Origin of the sequence: Pseudoalteromonas ostreae, assembly GCF_018069805.1 — a bacterium.
GTDB classification, from domain to species: domain Bacteria; phylum Pseudomonadota; class Gammaproteobacteria; order Enterobacterales; family Alteromonadaceae; genus Pseudoalteromonas; species Pseudoalteromonas ostreae.
Genome location: NZ_JAGPYN010000017.1, coordinates 59,165 through 75,858 on the forward strand (window position 1 = coordinate 59,165; position 16,694 = coordinate 75,858).

A 16,694-nucleotide genomic window follows, 5' to 3' on the forward strand; every position below is an offset into this window, starting at 1 on the left:
ATCTTATTCGCTGCGGTGCACGTAACGTAATGCATAGTTAAACTGATGTAGTAAGCCTTATGAAACGTGCAATCTTTCCATTACCGGTATTTATTCTACCAAACGGGTATACGCGGCTACGTATCTTCGAACCTCGCTATCTTGATATGGTTAAAGAATCACTTAAAAATGATCATGGTTTCGTACTTTGCCAGTATGATGTTGATAGTTATCTCAATGTTCCTCGGTACGGTTGTTTAGTTGATATTATTGACTTTTTGCAAGATGAACAAGGACTATTATTGATAGATATAGTTGCTAAATCGGTGGTTGAAATTAGCGATGTAAGCGAAAATAACCAACAATTACGTTATGGTCAGTTAATGACAACTGAAAACATTTTTTGGTTTCAACAACCTCGCCTATTAGTAGACAAAGATGCATGCTTACAAGCGGCTTTACAGCGGTTATTTGCTGCTAATCCGCAATTAAACGACTTATACCGTGAAACTCAATTTGATGAGATTAACTGGGTTGTTGCTCGGTGGATTGAATTTTTACCTATCTCAATTGATAAAAAACAACAACTTGCCTTTAAATCTGACTTTGCGAATATTCACTCTTTCCTCCATACTGTGATCAATAACGAATTTTCCTAATTAATATGATCCCTCTGTATTTTTGCAGCGTATTGATCCTGTAAGAAAACTAATAGGAATATTAAGATGGTAAGTCAACAACCAGCTACACGTTGTGAACCTAACACAGGTAATTATACTGCCATGCCAGAAACGCCGAGCCAAGAGCTCGCTGATGCCTTATCCGCTGTCGCCGTAAAGCGTGATAAACAAGCGTTTGCTTATTTATTTACTTATTTTTCGCCAAAGATTAAACGTTTTGGTATTAAACAATTTAACTCTGATGCGCAGGCGATGGAGCTTGTGCAAGAAACGCTGACCTCAGTGTGGCGTAAAGCGCATCTGTACAATAACGATAAAGGTGCCGCTACTACGTGGGTTTACACCGTAATGAGAAATGCCTCATTCGATATGCTTAGAAAAATGAAAAGTAATAAAGAAGAGCATATCAGTGAAGATATTTGGCCGTTGGTCGAACAGCATACCAGCTCAGACTACGAGTTTAGCGATCACCTTGAAAACCAACAAATGAAAAATTATTTGGATAAATTACCCCAAGCGCAACGGGAAGTGGTTAAAGGGGTATACTTTCAAGATATGTCACAGGAGCAACTGGCAGAGCAGCTAAATATTCCTGTAGGCACTGTTAAATCACGTTTACGACTAGCGTTACAAAAATTACGCAATGAAATGGGAGACCGCAATGATTAAACATCACCCAAGCGATGCGTTATTAGCGCAGTATTGTAATGCGTCACTGCCAGCAAGCTTAAGTATTGCCATAGCAATTCATGTAGAAATGTGTGAATGTTGCCAAGCGGAGGTTAAACGCTTGGAAGCACAAAATGCCAATGCAATCTTTACTCAACCTGATTTGTCTGTTGATGAAGAGCTCAGTGATGATGCGATGTCATTATTTGCTGCAATCACAGCCAGCGATGATGTTGATGAAGTGTATGAAGTGACGCCACAAACTATCCTTGTTAATCAGCAAAACTATCAATTGCCTCGTGCTCTTGCCCGTATTTCACATGGTAAGTTTATGCAAATGGGTAAGTTATCACGTTCTCGTATCGCTCTCGATGATGGTGCGCTGCGCTCTAGCTTATTGCACATCGATGCAGGCGGCGAGATCCCAGAGCACACCCACACAGGTTTTGAACTGACTTTATTACTCGATGGTGAGTTTAGTGATGAAGAGGGTCAATATGTGCCCGGAGATTTTATGTGGCTTGATGGTCGTCATCAACATACTCCGATCACAGAAAAAGGTTGTCTATGTTACACGGTAGTCAGTAGTGCTCTACACTTTAATAAAGGACTGAGTAAGTTGCTCAATCCAATTGGCAATTTGATTTACTAGGAGTGTATATGCAGCAATCGACTATTCAAATAGGTATCAGTGCGTGCCTTGCTGGTGAGAAAGTTCGGTTTGATAGTGGCCATAAAAAATCAAATTTTTGCATGGATGAATTAGCAATACATGTTGAATATAAGCGTTTTTGTCCTGAAGTGGCGGTAGGTCTACCGATCCCAAGACCAACAATTAGACAAGTTAAAGTAGGCGCAACTATTAAAGTGTGTCGTCCTGACGGCAGTGGTGATGTTGGCCCACAATTGACTGAATACGGTAAAAAAGTCGCTACAGAGCAGGCTGTACAATTAAGCGGTTTTGTTTTTTGTGCGAAAAGTCCAAGTTGCGGTATGGAACGGATCAAAATATACAATGAGGCAGGTACTGGTAATACATCTGAAGGTGTGGGCTTTTTTGCTGCGCAAATTATGGCTCACAACCCATTGTTACCGTGTGAAGAAAATGGTCGTTTAAATGATATGCACTTGCGTGAAAACTTTGTAATGCGAGTGTTTACTTATAAAAACTGGCAATTATTGCGTCAACAGCCAGCAACCCTGCATAGGTTAACGCAGTTTCATGCGCAATATAAGTATTTGTTAATGGCTCACAATTATCAGGCATATAAAGATCTTGGTAATTTACTGGGCACCTATGTTGGCGATGATTTTGAGCAGCTTGCTGACGATTATATTGCAGGTTTAATGGCAGCGCTGAAAAGACCTGCATCCCGTAAAAATAACAGCAATACATTAATGCACTTACAAGGCTACTTTAAAAAACACTTATCTAAAATTGAAAAACAAGAATTGCGTGATGCGATTGATGAATACCGTGATGGGTTAGTGCCCTTGTATGTACCGCTGACACTGTTAAAACATCATTTAAAAGTGCATCCAAATGAATACTTAGCAAAGCAAGTTTACTTCAACCCTTATCCAAACGAATTAAAATTACGCTACGGAATTTAATGAACACTGTATTTTGGTTTAGGCGCGATTTGCGCCTTTTTAATAATCATGCCCTTTATCACGCAATCGAGAATGGTTGTAAAGACGCTATATTTTTTATTACTGAGCAACAATGGCAGCGCCATAGCGTTGCTTCAATACAAATTGATTTGTTAAAACGAAGGTTAAACTTCTTAGGTCAATTACTAGCTGATAATGGCATCACCTTGCATATCATTGAAGCGGGTGATTACGACGGATGTGTGCAGCAGTTAAGTGAGTTCTGCCAGCGACATTCAGTAACGCAGTTATTTGCCAATAAAGAATATGAAATTAATGAAGTTGGGCGCGATAATGCATTTTTACATCATGCTGATGAACTTAAAATATCAGTTACCTTGTGTGATGGTGATGTGGTTGCACCGCCTGGAACGGTACTGAATCAAAGTGGTGAGATGTTTAAGGTGTTCACCCCTTTTAAAAATGCCTGGCTAAAGCAATATCAAGATACTCATTTTTATTTTCACGCCCCCCCAACAATGTTTAGCCCAATACCTTGGCAAGGTTCAGGGTTACTTACTGGCGATGATTCTTCACATAAGTGGCCAGTTGATGATGCGTCATTGAGTCAAATCTGTGCCCGCTTTATCAGTGATAAATTACTTAGCTATAAAGATCAGCGAGACATTCCAAGTATTAAAGGCACATCAGGCTTAAGCCCGTATTTAGCTTTAGGAATTGTCAGCGTTCACCAATTAATAACCCTTGTACAACAACAATATGTCGATGTGTTAAGTAGCTCTAAAAGTAACTTATTTACTTGGGTTAACGAGTTAGTGTGGCGTGAGTTTTATCGTCACTTAATTGTGGCTTATCCAAAACTTAATAAATATAACAACTTTAATGAGAAATATGACCCAGTAAAGTGGCGTACTAATGAGGCGGATTTTATTGCTTGGTGTGAAGGTAAAACAGGCTACCCGCTTGTTGATGCCGCCATGAGGCAACTTATTCAAACAGGTTGGATGCATAATCGTTTACGTATGGTGGTTGCCAGTTTTCTTACCAAACACTTGTTAATTGATTGGCGTAAAGGTGAGCGTTTCTTTATGCAACATTTGATTGATGGCGATTTAGCGTCTAACAACGGCGGTTGGCAATGGGCTGCAAGTACTGGGTGCGATGCCCAGCCATACTTTAGAATATTCAACCCGATCACTCAAAGTGAACGATTTGATCCTAACGGTCATTTTATTCGTAAGTATATACCGGAGTTGGAAAATGTGCCGAATAAGCAAATTCATTTTCCACATCAATATTTAGCGAAAAGCGGCAAAGCAAAAGCTGTTTATTGGCCTGCAATCGTTGATCATAAAACCGCTCGCTTACGAGCGCTTGATGCATTTAAGGTATGATATGAGCAACCACAGAACAGATAAATTTATTGCGACATACCAAAAGCTTAATAAAGAAAATCTACATTTATTGAGTGATATTTATGCTACAGAGATTCATTTTTCTGATCCATTGCATGAAGTCGATGGTTTAGCTGACTTACATCAATATTTTGCTAAGCTTTACAGTAATGTTATTGAATGCAGGTTTGATATCAGTGATGCTGTTAGCGTGGACGATAATGCCTTTGTTTACTGGACTATGTATTATCGCCATCCAAAGCTTAGCAATGGCCAGCAAATTGCCGTAGCAGGCCACAGCAAGTTAACATTTACTGGTGACAAAATCAGCCTTCATAAAGACTACTTTGATGCTGGTGCATTACTTTATCGACATATCCCTATTCTCGGTTCAATTATTAAATACATAGATAATAAGGCAGCGGAATAATGATCACGCTTATAACAGGTGCAACATCAGGTATTGGTGAACAACTTGCGAAACTGTATGCGCAAGCCGGGGATACAGTTATCGCTTGTGGGCGTAACCAAGAAAAACTAAACGAACTTGCGCAACTAACGAATATTGAAAGTTGTCAGTTTGACGCTACTGATTTACAAGCAATACGAAGTAGCACTATTGCTTATACGCAATTTGATCGCGTTATTCTTAATGCTGGCAATTGTGAATATATCGATGATGCGCATAATTTTGACAGTGCATTGTTTACCCGCGTTGTTACTACTAATTTGCTTTCGATGGGTTATTGTCTTGAGGCTTTACTACCGAGGATAAAGCCCGGTGGTCAGTTGGTGATTGTCAGTTCAAGCGTAACTTATTTACCGTTACCGCGCTCACAAGCATATGGCGCATCAAAAGCTGGGGTCAGTTACTTAGCAAAAAGTTTAGCCATAGATTTAGCTGATATTGACGTAACCTTAGTGCACCCAGGCTTTGTTAAAACACCGTTGACTCAAAAAAACGATTTTCCAATGCCAATGGCAGTTACTGCAGACAAAGCGGCAAATTATATTATCAAAGGGGTCGCTAAGCGCCGCAAAGAGGTGCATTTTCCTTATCGTTTTACCCTTATTTTAAAATGTTTACGCATGCTGCCGCTGCCAATTTGGCTCATGCTTGCAAAAGGATTAAGTCGTTGAAAAAAATAGCAATTATAGGTTCTGGAATTGCAGGGTTAAGCTGCGCTCATTTGTTGCACAAAAAGTATGAAATTACGGTATTTGAAAAAAACAACTACATAGGTGGGCACACCGCAACGATAGATATACAGGTTGATGGTGTTAAGCGTGCTATTGATACTGGTTTTATTGTTTTTAATGATCGCACTTACCCTTATTTTGAAAAGCTGTTAAAGCGCATCGGCGTTGAACGTCAACCGACAGAAATGAGTTTCAGCGTACATAATCAGCAAACTGGTTTTGAATATAATGGCCACACCTTTGCCAGTTTGTTTGCTCAAAAGCGCAATATATTTCGTCCGCGTTTTTGGAAGTTACTTAGTGATATTGTGCGTTTTAACACCTTGTGTAAAAAACTATATCATGACAACGACTACCAAAGTGAGCAGATGCTAGGTCAGTTGCTCGACCAACACGGTTTTAATGATTTTTTTCGTTACCATTATATTTTGCCGATGGGCGCGGCTATCTGGTCAACAAGTATTAAAGAAATGAGTAATGTTGGCGTTGAGTTTTTTGTAAAATTCTTTTTCAATCATGGCTTATTAGATATTACTAATCGTCCGCAGTGGTATGTTATTCCCGGTGGTTCAAGGGAATATATCAATCCATTGATCAGTGGCTTTAAAGATAAAATAAAATTGAACACGGATATACAGTCTATTTTTCGCACCCCGGAGCAGGTGTTGATCCGATTGAAAAATGGTACCGTTGAGCAATTTGATAAAGTTATTTTTGCTTGTCATTCTGATCAAGCTCTCGCTTTACTTGAAAACCCAAGCACAGATGAAAAAGCAATTTTATCAGCCATTCCCTACACTGAAAATTCAGTGATTTTGCATACTGATACAGCTTTACTGCCAAAACGCAAAGCCGCATGGGCCAGCTGGAATTATCTACTTACCGATAATCTTGATAAAGCGGCCGTTGTGACCTACCAAATGAATATTTTGCAAGGCATAACAAGTAAAACGCAATTTTGTGTCACGCTTAATCACCGCCAAGGAATTGATAAAAATAAAATACTTCGAGAATTTACGTATCATCATCCAGTATTCAATAAAACGTCGATTGCTGCTCAGCAGCAAAAACAGCTTATTGATGGGGTTAACAATAGTTATTTTTGTGGCGCTTATTGGTATAACGGATTTCACGAAGACGGCGTGAAAAGTGCTGTAGATGTTGCTCGCAAACTTGGAGTTGATTTTGAATAGTGCACTTTTAGTCGGAGATGTTCGCCATCACCGATTAGCAATTAAAGCGCATTGCTTTAATTATCAGTTGTACATGATGTGGGTGGATCTTAATTCTCCTCAGCAACTTGATGGTGTTCACCCTTGGCTTGGAACAACAGGCTTTAAAGCGCTTAAATTCAAACAATCCGATTATCTTAATCGTGATTTAGATACTCAACAACCAATAAAACAACGTGCAATTAATAAAATTGTCGAGCTGGGGATCACTGATCCGTTTAGTAATGTCTACATGCTCGGACAACTGCGCTGTTTTGGAGTGTATTTTAGCCCAGTTAATTTCTTCTTTTATGAAACGACCGATGGTGATTTTCCCTACATGGTTGCTGAAGTAAGTAATACGCCCTGGAACGAGCGACATTATTACTTAGTTGATTTACACAAGAAAGTGAACTTTCAAAAGGCTTTCTCCGTATCACCATTTATGAATTTAGATATGGATTACCACTGGAAAGTGCGTTTAACAAAGCAAAACACTTTGATCCATATAGAAAATAAAAAAGACAATACGCTATTATTTACTGCCAGTTTGCGTTTACAACGCCAGTCACTCAGCCGGACTGCGGTTACTGCGTTACTGAAACGTTTTCCTGCCATGACAATCACTGTGATGAAAGGAATTTACGTCCAGGCGTTCAAACTATTTTGTAAGCGAGTGCCTTTTTTAGGTCACTCAGGCAAGAATTGATAAGCTAAAATAATGAAGGTCATGGGATGGAAAAAGTATCCAGTTTAGCTGATAACGCATCGAATAGCTTGTTAAGTAAGCTGTATAAAAAGTTAGTCATTGGTGCGTTTGATAGCATTGAAGTTGGCGCAATTACCTTAGTTGATGGTAACGATGTTCAACATTTTGGTGATCCTCAAAGTCACTTACAGGCTAAAGTCGTTGTGAATAATCCGGCAATGTATAAAGCATTTGCGCTCTCTGGCAGTGTCGGAGCTGGCGAAGCTTATATTTTAGGCCAGTGGGAATGTACTAACTTAACTCAGTTGATTGAGATTTTTGCCATTAATCAGGCTCAACTGGATCAATTTGAACGTAAGTTTGCGTTTATTAGTAATCTTTATAATCGAATAAACCACCGTAGAAACAAGAATTCTGAGCAAGGTTCAAAGAAAAATATCGTTGCTCATTACGATTTAGGCAATGAGTTGTATTCATCATTTTTAAGCACTGAAATGCTTTACTCAAGCGCTGTATACCCATCAAAAGACGCTTCTCTTGAGCTAGCACAAAGCCATAAGCTTGATTTGATCTGCCAACAAGTAGATTTACAACCCGGTGAAACGGTTATTGAAATTGGTACAGGGTGGGGAGCATTTGCCATTCATGCTGCAACACATTATGACTGCCACGTTACTACTACAACTATTTCTGATGAGCAACATGCGTTTGTGGCAGAAAAAATTACCCAGTTGGGGCTTGAAGATAAGATAACCTTATTGAAACAAGATTATCGTTTACTCGAAGGCAGTTACGATAAGTTAGTGTCAATAGAAATGATAGAAGCGGTTGGTCATGAATACCTCCCCAGCTTTTTTAAAAAATGTAATGACTTACTCAAAGACAGTGGTGCAATGCTGATCCAAGCAATTACAATTGCTGATCAACGCTATCAACATTACCTGAAAAATTCTGATTTTATTCAGCAGTATATCTTCCCAGGTGGTTGTTTACCGTGTATTGATGAAATGAATAAGCAAATAAAAAGTCAATCAGACATGGTGGTACACAGTATTAACGATATTGGTGTTCATTATGCAAGAACCTTAGCTGATTGGCGCACACGTTTTATCGCAAGCTGGCCAGAAATCGACAAAGTTAAGTTCGATCAGCGTTTTTATCGATTATGGTTATTTTATTTAGCTTACTGTGAAGGCGCATTTAGGGCACGAGTAACCAGTACTGTACATTTAGTTGCCCGTAAACCGCGTTTTAACCATTCAAGTGATGACATTGCGCTCAGCTATTAATTTTTTGCTGTTTCAGGGAGTGTGGTTTTTAGCATTATTCCTTGAGCAGCGCGCTATTATACCGATTTTATTAATCATCATAGTGATGCTATGCCTGTCGCAGCAAAAGCAACAAGATATGCTGTTACTGTGCTATGGCTTAATGATCTCGTTAAGCTTTGAATATTTGATGGTTGAGGTTGGCTTTTTATCTTTTAGTATATCGCCCTTTCCAGTGTGGTTTGTATTACTTTGGTGTGCTTTACTCTTAACCATCAATACGTCAATGCAATTTTTGCATCGTATGCCCTGGTATTTAGCGCTGTTATTCTGTGCTGTTTTTGCCCCAGCAAGTTATATTGCCGGAGCACGCTTTGGGGCGTTAGAGGTTCATCCTGTAGTTTGGCAATTTTGGCTTATATATGGTTTTGCTTGGTCGCTTATGTTCAATTTTATCAGGATGATAAACGCATATAACAAAAAATACCTGTTAGTTTCTGAACATAAATGAACATACAGGGTAACTATTTAACTTAGACATTTGGAGTCCGGTAATGATAGCAAGATTAACTAATGGGCTAATTATTTTAAGTGTATTGGTATGCAGCCGAAGCTTTGCTGTTGATTTTAAAGTGGTCGGTGAGGCTCGTTTTGAATATCTATTTTGGGATGTTTATCAGGCGCAGTTAGCAACCCCATCGGGAACCTATCAGTTTGGCAATCACCCCACTAAACTGACATTGACCTATTTACGCGATTTTGCTGCCAAAGACATAATCAAAGCGACGAACGAACAATGGCAGCATTTGGGCAAAAAAGAGATCATCAATAAATACGATGCACAGTTAAGTGCGCTTTGGCCAGATATCAAAAAAGGCGAATCGCTATCATTCATTACCGATGAAAACGGTGTTGGCACATTTTATTTTAATGATAAAAAGCTTGGTGTTATAGAACACAGGGGCTTTGGTGATGACTTTTTAGCTATTTGGCTTGATGTTAATACCTCTGAGCCACAAATGCGAAAACAACTTATAGGGCAATAACATGAAGCGAATTACTATATTACTTTTACTTAGTTGCACATTTTTATTAAGCAGCTGTGCTGCGCCAGACGTTGAGTATTACCAAGGAAGTCAGCCAGAATTTAATTTTAAACAATTCTTTACTGGTAAATTGAAAGCCTATGGCGTTGTCCAAGATTATAAAGGTGAATTAACCCGTAAGATGGTCGTTGACATGAATGCGAGCTGGAATGGCAATAACGGCGTTATAGAGGAAGATTTTGTTTACGACGATGGTGAAACCCAACGCCGAGTGTGGAACATAACACTCAATGCTGACAATAGTTTAACTGGCACCGCAGGTGATGTGATAGGTATCGCGAAAGGAAAAAGTAATGGCAGTGTATTTCATTGGCAATATACCCTTAAATTACCCTATGGAGATGACACCATTGAGGTTAATTTAGATGATTGGATGTATCTGGTAACACAATCGCGCTTGATTAACCGTACAGCTATTGATAAGTTTGGCATTGAGGTTGGACAAGTAACCTTAGTTATCGAAAAAGTTGAATGATCAACAAATTACCATATTGATTTAGTAAATAGTGCTTAAGTTCATTGTTGGTTAATCTTTAAATCAATATTTATTTGGGCAATTATTTAAAATTTACTCATTTTTTAAGAATTTACGCGAAAAAAGCATTTTGCTGTTGCCAATACTTAAAAAATGCATAAAGATAGGTTTTGCGAAGGCAAAATAATAACGTATAGGAATTTAACAAATGAATAAAGCTCAATTAGTTGAAAAAATCGCTACTGATGCAGAAATCTCTAAAGCAGCAGCTACACGCGCACTTGACGCATTCACTGGTGCTGTTACTTCTTCTTTAAAAGAAGGTAATTCAGTTGCACTAGTTGGTTTTGGTACTTTCTCTGTAAAAGAGCGTGCTGCACGTACTGGCCGTAACCCACAAACTGGTGCCGAAATTCAAATTTCAGCGGCAACTATCCCAAGCTTTAAAGCAGGTAAAGGTCTTAAAGATCAAGTTAACCCTTAATCAATTAGATTGGTTAAATAAAAAAGGGCTAATTAGCCCTTTTTTGTATCTGATCACATAAGGTTTAAGCCTTTAGTGCTTTATCACCGCGGCCAATGCCTACCGCACCAGAGCGTACAACTTCAATTATGTCAGTCTCATGGCGTAAGGTATCTAAAAACGATTCAATTTTATCCGTGCTACTAACAAGTTGTAATGTGTAGCTGTTGCGACCCATGTCTAAAATAGCACCTTGGAATACATCTACCACTCGCGTTACTGCGGCACGTTTAGCTTCATCTTGAGCGAATACTTTTACTAATAGCAGCTCACGCTCAATATGCGCCATTTCAGTTAGATCAATAATTTTTAATACATCAACTAATTTATTAACCTGTTTAGTGATTTGCTCAACCACACGGTCATCACCCATGGTGGTGATAGTAATACGTGATAAAGAATGATCATCAGTTGTGCCAACGGTTAGACTATCAATGTTATAAGCTCGTTGTGAAAACAGACCAACAATACGCGACAATGAGCCTGGTTCATTCTCAAGTAAAATAGATAATATACGACGCATTATGCTTTCACTCCTTTACGTAACCACATGTCATCAACTGCTCCAAGCTTAATTTGCATTGGGTATACATGTTCATTTTCATCAACAAGAATATCTAAAAATACTAAACGGTCAGTGATCGCCATGGCTTTATCGATAGCGGGTTGTAATTCTTCAAGGGTATTAACGCGAATACCTACGTGGCCATAACTTTCAGCAAGTTTGACGAAATCAGGTAATGATTCCATATACGACGATGAGTGACGACCGCCATAGACCATATCTTGCCATTGACGCACCATACCCAAAGAGCGGTTATTCAGTGACACTACTTTTACAGCCAAGTTATATTGTAAACATGTCGAAAGCTCTTGAATGTTCATTTGAATCGAACCATCACCGGTGACACACACTGATTCTTTATCCGGAAACGCAAGTTTTACTCCCATAGCCGCAGGTAGACCAAAGCCCATAGTGCCAAGACCCCCTGAGTTGATCCATTGACGAGGTTTTTTAAACGGGTAGTACTGCGCTGCAAACATCTGATGCTGACCTACATCAGAGCTTATATAGGCATTACCATTGGTGGCTTTATAAATTGCTTCAATGACGGCCTGAGGCTTTATTCTATCGCCTGCAGTGCTGTAGCTTAAACATTTTTGTTCACGCCAGCTAATGATCTGACGCCACCAATCTTCTTGCGCGCTTCGATCAATTTTGATCGGACTTTTATCTATGGCTGTTTGTAATTGTTCAAGTACGGTTGATAAACATCCGACGACTGGAATGTGAGCTTTGATCGTTTTCGAAATAGAGGTTGGATCAACATCAACATGAACAATCGTCGCATGGGGACAAAATTTCTTCACATTATTGGTTACCCTGTCATCAAATCGGGCACCTAGAGCTAAGATCACATCGGCATTTGCCATCGCCTTATTTGCTTCAAGGCTCCCGTGCATCCCTAGCATACCAACGAAATTAGGGTGAACACCGGAAATACCGCCCAATCCCATTAAGGTATTAGTGATTGGGGCATTGAGCGATTCAACCAAATGAGTCAGTTGCTCTGAAGTGTTAGAAATAATAATCCCGCCACCAGAGTAAATGACCAGTTTTTTAGCTTCTAAAATAGCGGCAACGGCTTTACGAATTTGCTTTGGGTGGCCTTTGGTATTTGGACTATAGGTTCTCAGCTCTGTGGTTGCTGGAAACTCAAAGTCAAATTTAAGTGCAGGGTTTAACATATCTTTTGGTAGCTCTACGACCACAGGACCTGGGCGTCCAGTACTTGCAATATAAAATGCTTTAGCTAAAATTTTAGGGATATCTTTTGCGCTACGACAGTTAAAACTGTGTTTTACGATTGGCCGAGAGCAACCAACAATATCGGTTTCTTGAAATGCATCATCACCAATTAAGTTAGTCGGCACTTGACCGGATAGCACAACCATAGGAATAGAATCCATATAGGCTGTAGCGATCCCCGTGATACAGTTTGTCGCACCTGGACCTGATGTTGCTAATACGACGCCCACTTCACCTGTGGCACGTGCATACCCATCAGCCATATGGGTTGCTGCTTGCTCATGACGAACTAAAATATGCTCAACATCATCTTGCTGAAATAATGCGTCATAAAGATCTAATACTGAGCCACCGGGATAGCCAAATATATATTTTACCTTTAATGCCTTTAATGCCTGAACAACTAGTTCGGAGCCATTATATTGTTGTGTAGTCATCCTCATTCCTCTGTGTGCCTGTTACCGATTGATTATTATCATGAGTAATAATGTGCTATTGCACGCACTCCCCATTTATTCTATGCCATTACCGTGTAATTTAAATGCATAAAAAAACCCCCGCTTAGGGCGGGGGTTTTTAAAAAGCGATTTCACCTTCTAATACATCCCCGCTGGGCTTAAAACTAAGACCAGTACGAGTACAGTGACTAGGTGAAATTGATATTTCATAATGTTTTTCTTCTCGGTATTTGTTGTATAAGTTCTAATGGGTTGTTGCGTCGTGATAGCCAAACGACACACTAACTCTACAAATTTAATAGCCTTATTTTTAAAGGTTTTGCCAGCTAATGTCAACAGTCAAAATGGCAATGCTGCATTAAAATTCCAAATTAATTGTTTTTAGATTTAAAAGTTGCTTTAAATTGCGTTTTTAACCGTAAAAAACAAAGAATTATGCTTTTTGAAGTGTTGGAGTATTTACGGTGTACTTATAAATGTAATGTAAGCATGTAAATTATTCGCTATTATTATCGTTATGAAGTTGTTGATAGGTGTTCTTGTGAAATACTCCCAATTGTTATGTGCCCTGACTTTGGCATTGTTAAGTCAACATAGTGCGGCAAAACCACAAAATAGTAGCCCAACTGATATTGGTGTCGTTAATAAGGAGCGGATCTTATATTGGTTAGATAAACGCGGACAGCTTGATGATAAATTAGCGCATGACAAATTATTGTCTGATTATATTGGCCGTGGTGAATCGATGCATTCACGTCGGCAACTTAATCCCCAAGTTTTAACTCAGCAACGCAAAATGGCTCAGCGCTTGGCGAGTGTGTCTTCGCAGCTACCTAACTCAAAGAAAAATACCGTAAAAGTGCTAGCTATATTGGTTGATTTCCCTGACTTACCTCATGATAACAATGGCTTATCAGCAGCAGATAGCGATATGTACTACCCAAGCTATAGTCAACATCATTATCAACAAATGTTGTTCGCTACAGATGGTTACTCAGGACCACAGCAGCAAACTTTACAAACAGCTTATCAATACTATCAGCAAGCTTCTGGGGAGAGCTTAGCATTTACGGGGCAAGTTTATGGCTGGGTAACCGCCGATAATGATGCGAAAAGCTATGGTGCACGCCAAGGGGATAATAATGATATTGATGCACCTAGTTTAGTGAAAGAAGCGGTAGAAAAAGCCGTAGCCAAATTTAATATTAACTTAGCAGATTATGATTTAACGGATTTGGATGATCGTGATGGTGACGGGATCACCAATGAACCTGATGGCATTATTGACCATGTTATGATTTTCCACTCAAGTATAGGTGAAGAAGCCGGAGGTGGCGTACTGGGTACTGATGCGATTTGGTCACATCGTTTTTATGTGTACGATCAAAACAATCAGCCAAGTGCGGTTGATGGCAGTAGTATTCGTTTATTTGGTTATACTATCAATCCTATCGATGCTGGTATTGGCGTGGTGGTACATGAGTTTGGTCATGATTTAGGTTTGCCTGATGAATATGATTTAACCGGCAGTGCGCTTGGTGAGCCTGTGGCGCTTTGGTCAGTTATGTCTGGTGGTAGTTGGGCCGGTTCACCTCGTGGCTCACAGCCGGTTATGTTCAGTCCTTATGCACTCGAATACTTACAAAACCGTTACCAAGGAAACTGGCTTAATCAAACGACGATATCGTTAGACGAAATCGCCACCAATCAACAGCAAATAGTTCGCCATAGTAGTGGTGTATCAACTGAATTAAACCAGTTAAAAATCATCCTGCCAACCAATTTACAACCATTTTATCCAGCGGTAGAAGGGCGCTTGCAATACTATTCAGGCAGTGGTGACAATGTTTCACAAAGTATGACATTTACAGTCAATTTACCTGTAAGTATGCAGCCTACTTATCTTGATTTAAGTGCCTATTACAGCATTGAAACACATTATGATTATGCTCAAGTATTAGTAAACGCACAACCTATTGCGTCACAATATACCCAAGCGGTTAATCCATTTTATGGAGACATTGGTCCGTATATAACAGGGTCTTCAAGTTCAGTAAATGACGCTCAGCAGCCGAATAATTATTTACGGCATCGTTTTGATTTATCAGCTTATGCTGGTCAAACAATCACACTTAGTTTTAACTATAAAACGGACACGTATACTCATTATTTTGGTCTAGTGGTTGATGATATGGCCATTAGCCAAGGTAATACGTTCGTTTGGCAAGATAACGCAGAGCAGCCAACACAAGCACAACTTGATGGTTTTAGCAGAGTGGGGGAGCACATCTATGCAAAACCACACAATTACTATTTACAGTTGCGTAGTTATTTAGGGATTGATAGTGGTTTACAAGTTGAGCAGTATTCACCAGGTTTATTACTTTGGTCTGCTAATGAGCAGTATACAGATAATAATACCCCGGAGCATATTGGTGATGGGTTTATACTGGTTGTTGATGCCGATCAAAATGCCATTGCAAAAGGTAACAGTAGCGCGCCTGCCAGTACTACGATCCAGTTGAGAGATGCTGCTTTTAGTCTTTATGATCAGCGCCAAGGTTTAGGTGATACACAGTTAGCAGCAATTGCTGAGTTTAATGATAATAATGATTACAGTTTTGCCACGCAACCGGCCTCTGGTGTAAAAGTTTTACCGTTTGGTTTTAATTTTTCTATTGTTGAGCAAGCGATTGATAATAGCTCAATTGAATTGAATTTAGGCTATACCCGACAGTCTGGGATCAATGCAGTTACTAATGATCTCGAAGCGAGTTTTGAAATTAAAGGAATGGCGTTGACCCCAACCGATAGTTTTAATTGGCAGTTTGGTGATGGCCAAAGCAGTGATAAATTGAATCCAAGCCATAAATTCGCCGATTATGGTAGCTACACTGTGAGTTTTACTCGTACTAATGAACAAGGGCAGCAGTTTCAAGAATCGATGACTGTTGTGCTTACTGCGCCGTTATTAATTTCCAGCGTGGATACCAATATAGAGAAAGGCAATGTAACTGCAAAAGTCACTATATCAGGGGGTCAAGCACCTTATGACTATGCGTGGCAATTAGGTGATGGCTCAACTGCGAAAGGGCAGAGTATTAACCACAGCTATCAGTACAGTGGTGACTATACCTTGAGCGTTATTGTAACTGATGCAAATGGCGTGGCGCAGTCTTTAGCAACCCGAGTATCGGCAGATGTATTACTTACAACACAGGCCAGTTACAGTGCAAAAGATTTACTGGTTAATTTTAGCAGTGATACTAAAGGCGGGTTTAATAACTATACTTACAGCTGGGATTTTGGAGATGGCAGTGCTGTAAGCCAACGTGCTAATCCTTCACACACTTATAGCCAAGCAGGAAGCTATAGGGTGGCACTGATCGTGACTGATACCTCTGCAAATGGCATAAAAAACACCTTACCGGCTAGCAAGCTTACGGTAACAGTGCAAAAACAAGTTGCCAGTTCCGGCTCCAGTGGCGGAAGTATATTTTGGCTATTGTTACTGCTACCACTGAGTTTTCGAACAAAGAGGCAAGCATAAACTAAGTTACAAAAAAGCCAGTAAATACTGGCTTTTATTAGCATGATA

General features: G+C 39.6%; 17 protein-coding genes. 15 read left to right on the top strand and 2 right to left on the bottom strand.

Features of this window, described 5'->3' with window-relative positions; all coding sequences use genetic code 11:
- The first annotated feature begins 59 nt into the window (after positions 1-59).
- From J7338_RS14420 to J7338_RS14485, 14 genes are all read left to right on the top strand, one after another.
- Positions 60-638: an LON peptidase substrate-binding domain-containing protein gene (locus J7338_RS14420; protein ID WP_210797707.1), complete on the top strand. Its 579-nt coding sequence runs from the start codon at positions 60-62 to the stop codon at positions 636-638.
- Between the two features lie 66 nt (positions 639-704).
- Positions 705-1,328: a sigma-70 family RNA polymerase sigma factor gene (locus J7338_RS14425; RefSeq protein ID WP_210797708.1), complete on the top strand. Its 624-nt coding sequence runs from the start codon at positions 705-707 to the stop codon at positions 1,326-1,328.
- Positions 1,321-1,980 (top strand): ChrR family anti-sigma-E factor, encoded by a 660-nt coding sequence (locus J7338_RS14430; RefSeq protein WP_210797709.1) that lies wholly within the window; start codon positions 1,321-1,323, stop codon positions 1,978-1,980. The genes J7338_RS14425 and J7338_RS14430 overlap by 8 nt, the downstream gene beginning before the upstream one ends.
- 8 nt (positions 1,981-1,988) lie before the next feature.
- The gene (locus tag J7338_RS14435) at positions 1,989-2,942 is read left to right on the top strand and encodes a YbgA family protein (protein WP_210797710.1); all 954 of its coding nucleotides are present in this window, start codon (positions 1,989-1,991) and stop codon (positions 2,940-2,942) included.
- Positions 2,942-4,336, top strand: coding sequence for a deoxyribodipyrimidine photo-lyase (phrB, locus tag J7338_RS14440; protein ID WP_210797711.1), 1,395 nt, complete (start codon positions 2,942-2,944; stop codon positions 4,334-4,336). Before J7338_RS14435 ends, phrB begins: the two co-directional genes overlap by 1 nt.
- Before the next feature lies 1 nt (position 4,337).
- Positions 4,338-4,766: a nuclear transport factor 2 family protein gene (locus tag J7338_RS14445; protein WP_210797712.1), complete on the top strand. Its 429-nt coding sequence runs from the start codon at positions 4,338-4,340 to the stop codon at positions 4,764-4,766.
- The gene (locus J7338_RS14450; protein WP_210797713.1) at positions 4,766-5,476 is read left to right on the top strand and encodes an SDR family NAD(P)-dependent oxidoreductase; all 711 of its coding nucleotides are present in this window, start codon (positions 4,766-4,768) and stop codon (positions 5,474-5,476) included. Before J7338_RS14445 ends, J7338_RS14450 begins: the two co-directional genes overlap by 1 nt.
- Positions 5,473-6,729: an NAD(P)/FAD-dependent oxidoreductase gene (locus J7338_RS14455; protein WP_210797714.1), complete on the top strand. Its 1,257-nt coding sequence runs from the start codon at positions 5,473-5,475 to the stop codon at positions 6,727-6,729. The genes J7338_RS14450 and J7338_RS14455 overlap by 4 nt, the downstream gene beginning before the upstream one ends.
- Complete coding sequence (locus tag J7338_RS14460) at positions 6,722-7,456, top strand: DUF1365 domain-containing protein (RefSeq protein WP_210797715.1); 735 nt, start codon at positions 6,722-6,724, stop codon at positions 7,454-7,456. The genes J7338_RS14455 and J7338_RS14460 overlap by 8 nt, the downstream gene beginning before the upstream one ends.
- A 26-nt stretch (positions 7,457-7,482) precedes the next feature.
- On the top strand, positions 7,483-8,745 hold the full coding sequence (locus J7338_RS14465) for an SAM-dependent methyltransferase (protein ID WP_210797716.1): 1,263 nt from the start codon (positions 7,483-7,485) through the stop codon (positions 8,743-8,745).
- A 19-nt stretch (positions 8,746-8,764) separates the two neighbouring features.
- Positions 8,765-9,235: a DUF2878 domain-containing protein gene (locus J7338_RS14470; RefSeq protein WP_275074577.1), complete on the top strand. Its 471-nt coding sequence runs from the start codon at positions 8,765-8,767 to the stop codon at positions 9,233-9,235.
- Positions 9,236-9,278: 43 nt separating this feature from the next.
- Positions 9,279-9,770 carry a chalcone isomerase family protein gene (locus J7338_RS14475; protein ID WP_210797718.1) on the top strand — a complete coding sequence of 164 codons (492 nt, stop codon included), beginning with the start codon at positions 9,279-9,281 and terminating at the stop codon, positions 9,768-9,770.
- Position 9,771: 1 nt separating this feature from the next.
- Positions 9,772-10,305 (top strand): DUF3833 domain-containing protein, encoded by a 534-nt coding sequence (locus J7338_RS14480; protein ID WP_210797719.1) that lies wholly within the window; start codon positions 9,772-9,774, stop codon positions 10,303-10,305.
- A gap of 208 nt (positions 10,306-10,513) precedes the next feature.
- The gene (locus J7338_RS14485; protein WP_145235830.1) at positions 10,514-10,789 is read left to right on the top strand and encodes an HU family DNA-binding protein; all 276 of its coding nucleotides are present in this window, start codon (positions 10,514-10,516) and stop codon (positions 10,787-10,789) included.
- A gap of 64 nt (positions 10,790-10,853) precedes the next feature.
- Here the strand turns inward: J7338_RS14485 and ilvN are convergent, their stop codons facing one another.
- Complete coding sequence (gene ilvN / locus J7338_RS14490; RefSeq protein WP_149980181.1) at positions 10,854-11,351, bottom strand: acetolactate synthase small subunit; 498 nt, start codon at positions 11,349-11,351, stop codon at positions 10,854-10,856.
- The gene (locus J7338_RS14495) at positions 11,351-13,075 is read right to left on the bottom strand and encodes an acetolactate synthase 3 large subunit (RefSeq protein ID WP_210797720.1); all 1,725 of its coding nucleotides are present in this window, start codon (positions 13,073-13,075) and stop codon (positions 11,351-11,353) included. The genes ilvN and J7338_RS14495 overlap by 1 nt, the downstream gene beginning before the upstream one ends.
- A gap of 538 nt (positions 13,076-13,613) precedes the next feature.
- On the opposite strand from J7338_RS14495, the gene J7338_RS14500 reads away from it, so the two are divergent.
- Positions 13,614-16,646 (top strand): immune inhibitor A domain-containing protein, encoded by a 3,033-nt coding sequence (locus tag J7338_RS14500; protein ID WP_210797721.1) that lies wholly within the window; start codon positions 13,614-13,616, stop codon positions 16,644-16,646.
- Positions 16,647-16,694: the final 48 nt, after the last annotated feature.

What these genes read in the sequence shown, in the direction of transcription:
- J7338_RS14420 (WP_210797707.1), top strand. Translation starts at nt 60, where the DNA reads ATGAAACGTGCAATCTTTCCATTACCGGTATTTATTCTACCAAACGGG.
- J7338_RS14425 (WP_210797708.1), top strand. Translation starts at nt 705, where the DNA reads ATGGTAAGTCAACAACCAGCTACACGTTGTGAACCTAACACAGGTAAT.
- J7338_RS14430 (WP_210797709.1), top strand. Translation starts at nt 1,321, where the DNA reads ATGATTAAACATCACCCAAGCGATGCGTTATTAGCGCAGTATTGTAAT.
- J7338_RS14435 (WP_210797710.1), top strand. Translation starts at nt 1,989, where the DNA reads ATGCAGCAATCGACTATTCAAATAGGTATCAGTGCGTGCCTTGCTGGT.
- phrB (WP_210797711.1), top strand. Translation starts at nt 2,942, where the DNA reads ATGAACACTGTATTTTGGTTTAGGCGCGATTTGCGCCTTTTTAATAAT.
- J7338_RS14445 (WP_210797712.1), top strand. Translation starts at nt 4,338, where the DNA reads ATGAGCAACCACAGAACAGATAAATTTATTGCGACATACCAAAAGCTT.
- J7338_RS14450 (WP_210797713.1), top strand. Translation starts at nt 4,766, where the DNA reads ATGATCACGCTTATAACAGGTGCAACATCAGGTATTGGTGAACAACTT.
- J7338_RS14465 (WP_210797716.1), top strand. Translation starts at nt 7,483, where the DNA reads ATGGAAAAAGTATCCAGTTTAGCTGATAACGCATCGAATAGCTTGTTA.
- J7338_RS14475 (WP_210797718.1), top strand. Translation starts at nt 9,279, where the DNA reads ATGATAGCAAGATTAACTAATGGGCTAATTATTTTAAGTGTATTGGTA.
- J7338_RS14480 (WP_210797719.1), top strand. Translation starts at nt 9,772, where the DNA reads ATGAAGCGAATTACTATATTACTTTTACTTAGTTGCACATTTTTATTA.
- J7338_RS14485 (WP_145235830.1), top strand. Translation starts at nt 10,514, where the DNA reads ATGAATAAAGCTCAATTAGTTGAAAAAATCGCTACTGATGCAGAAATC.
- ilvN (WP_149980181.1), bottom strand. Translation starts at nt 11,351, where the DNA reads ATGCGTCGTATATTATCTATTTTACTTGAGAATGAACCAGGCTCATTG.
- J7338_RS14495 (WP_210797720.1), bottom strand. Translation starts at nt 13,075, where the DNA reads ATGACTACACAACAATATAATGGCTCCGAACTAGTTGTTCAGGCATTA.
- J7338_RS14500 (WP_210797721.1), top strand. Translation starts at nt 13,614, where the DNA reads ATGAAGTTGTTGATAGGTGTTCTTGTGAAATACTCCCAATTGTTATGT.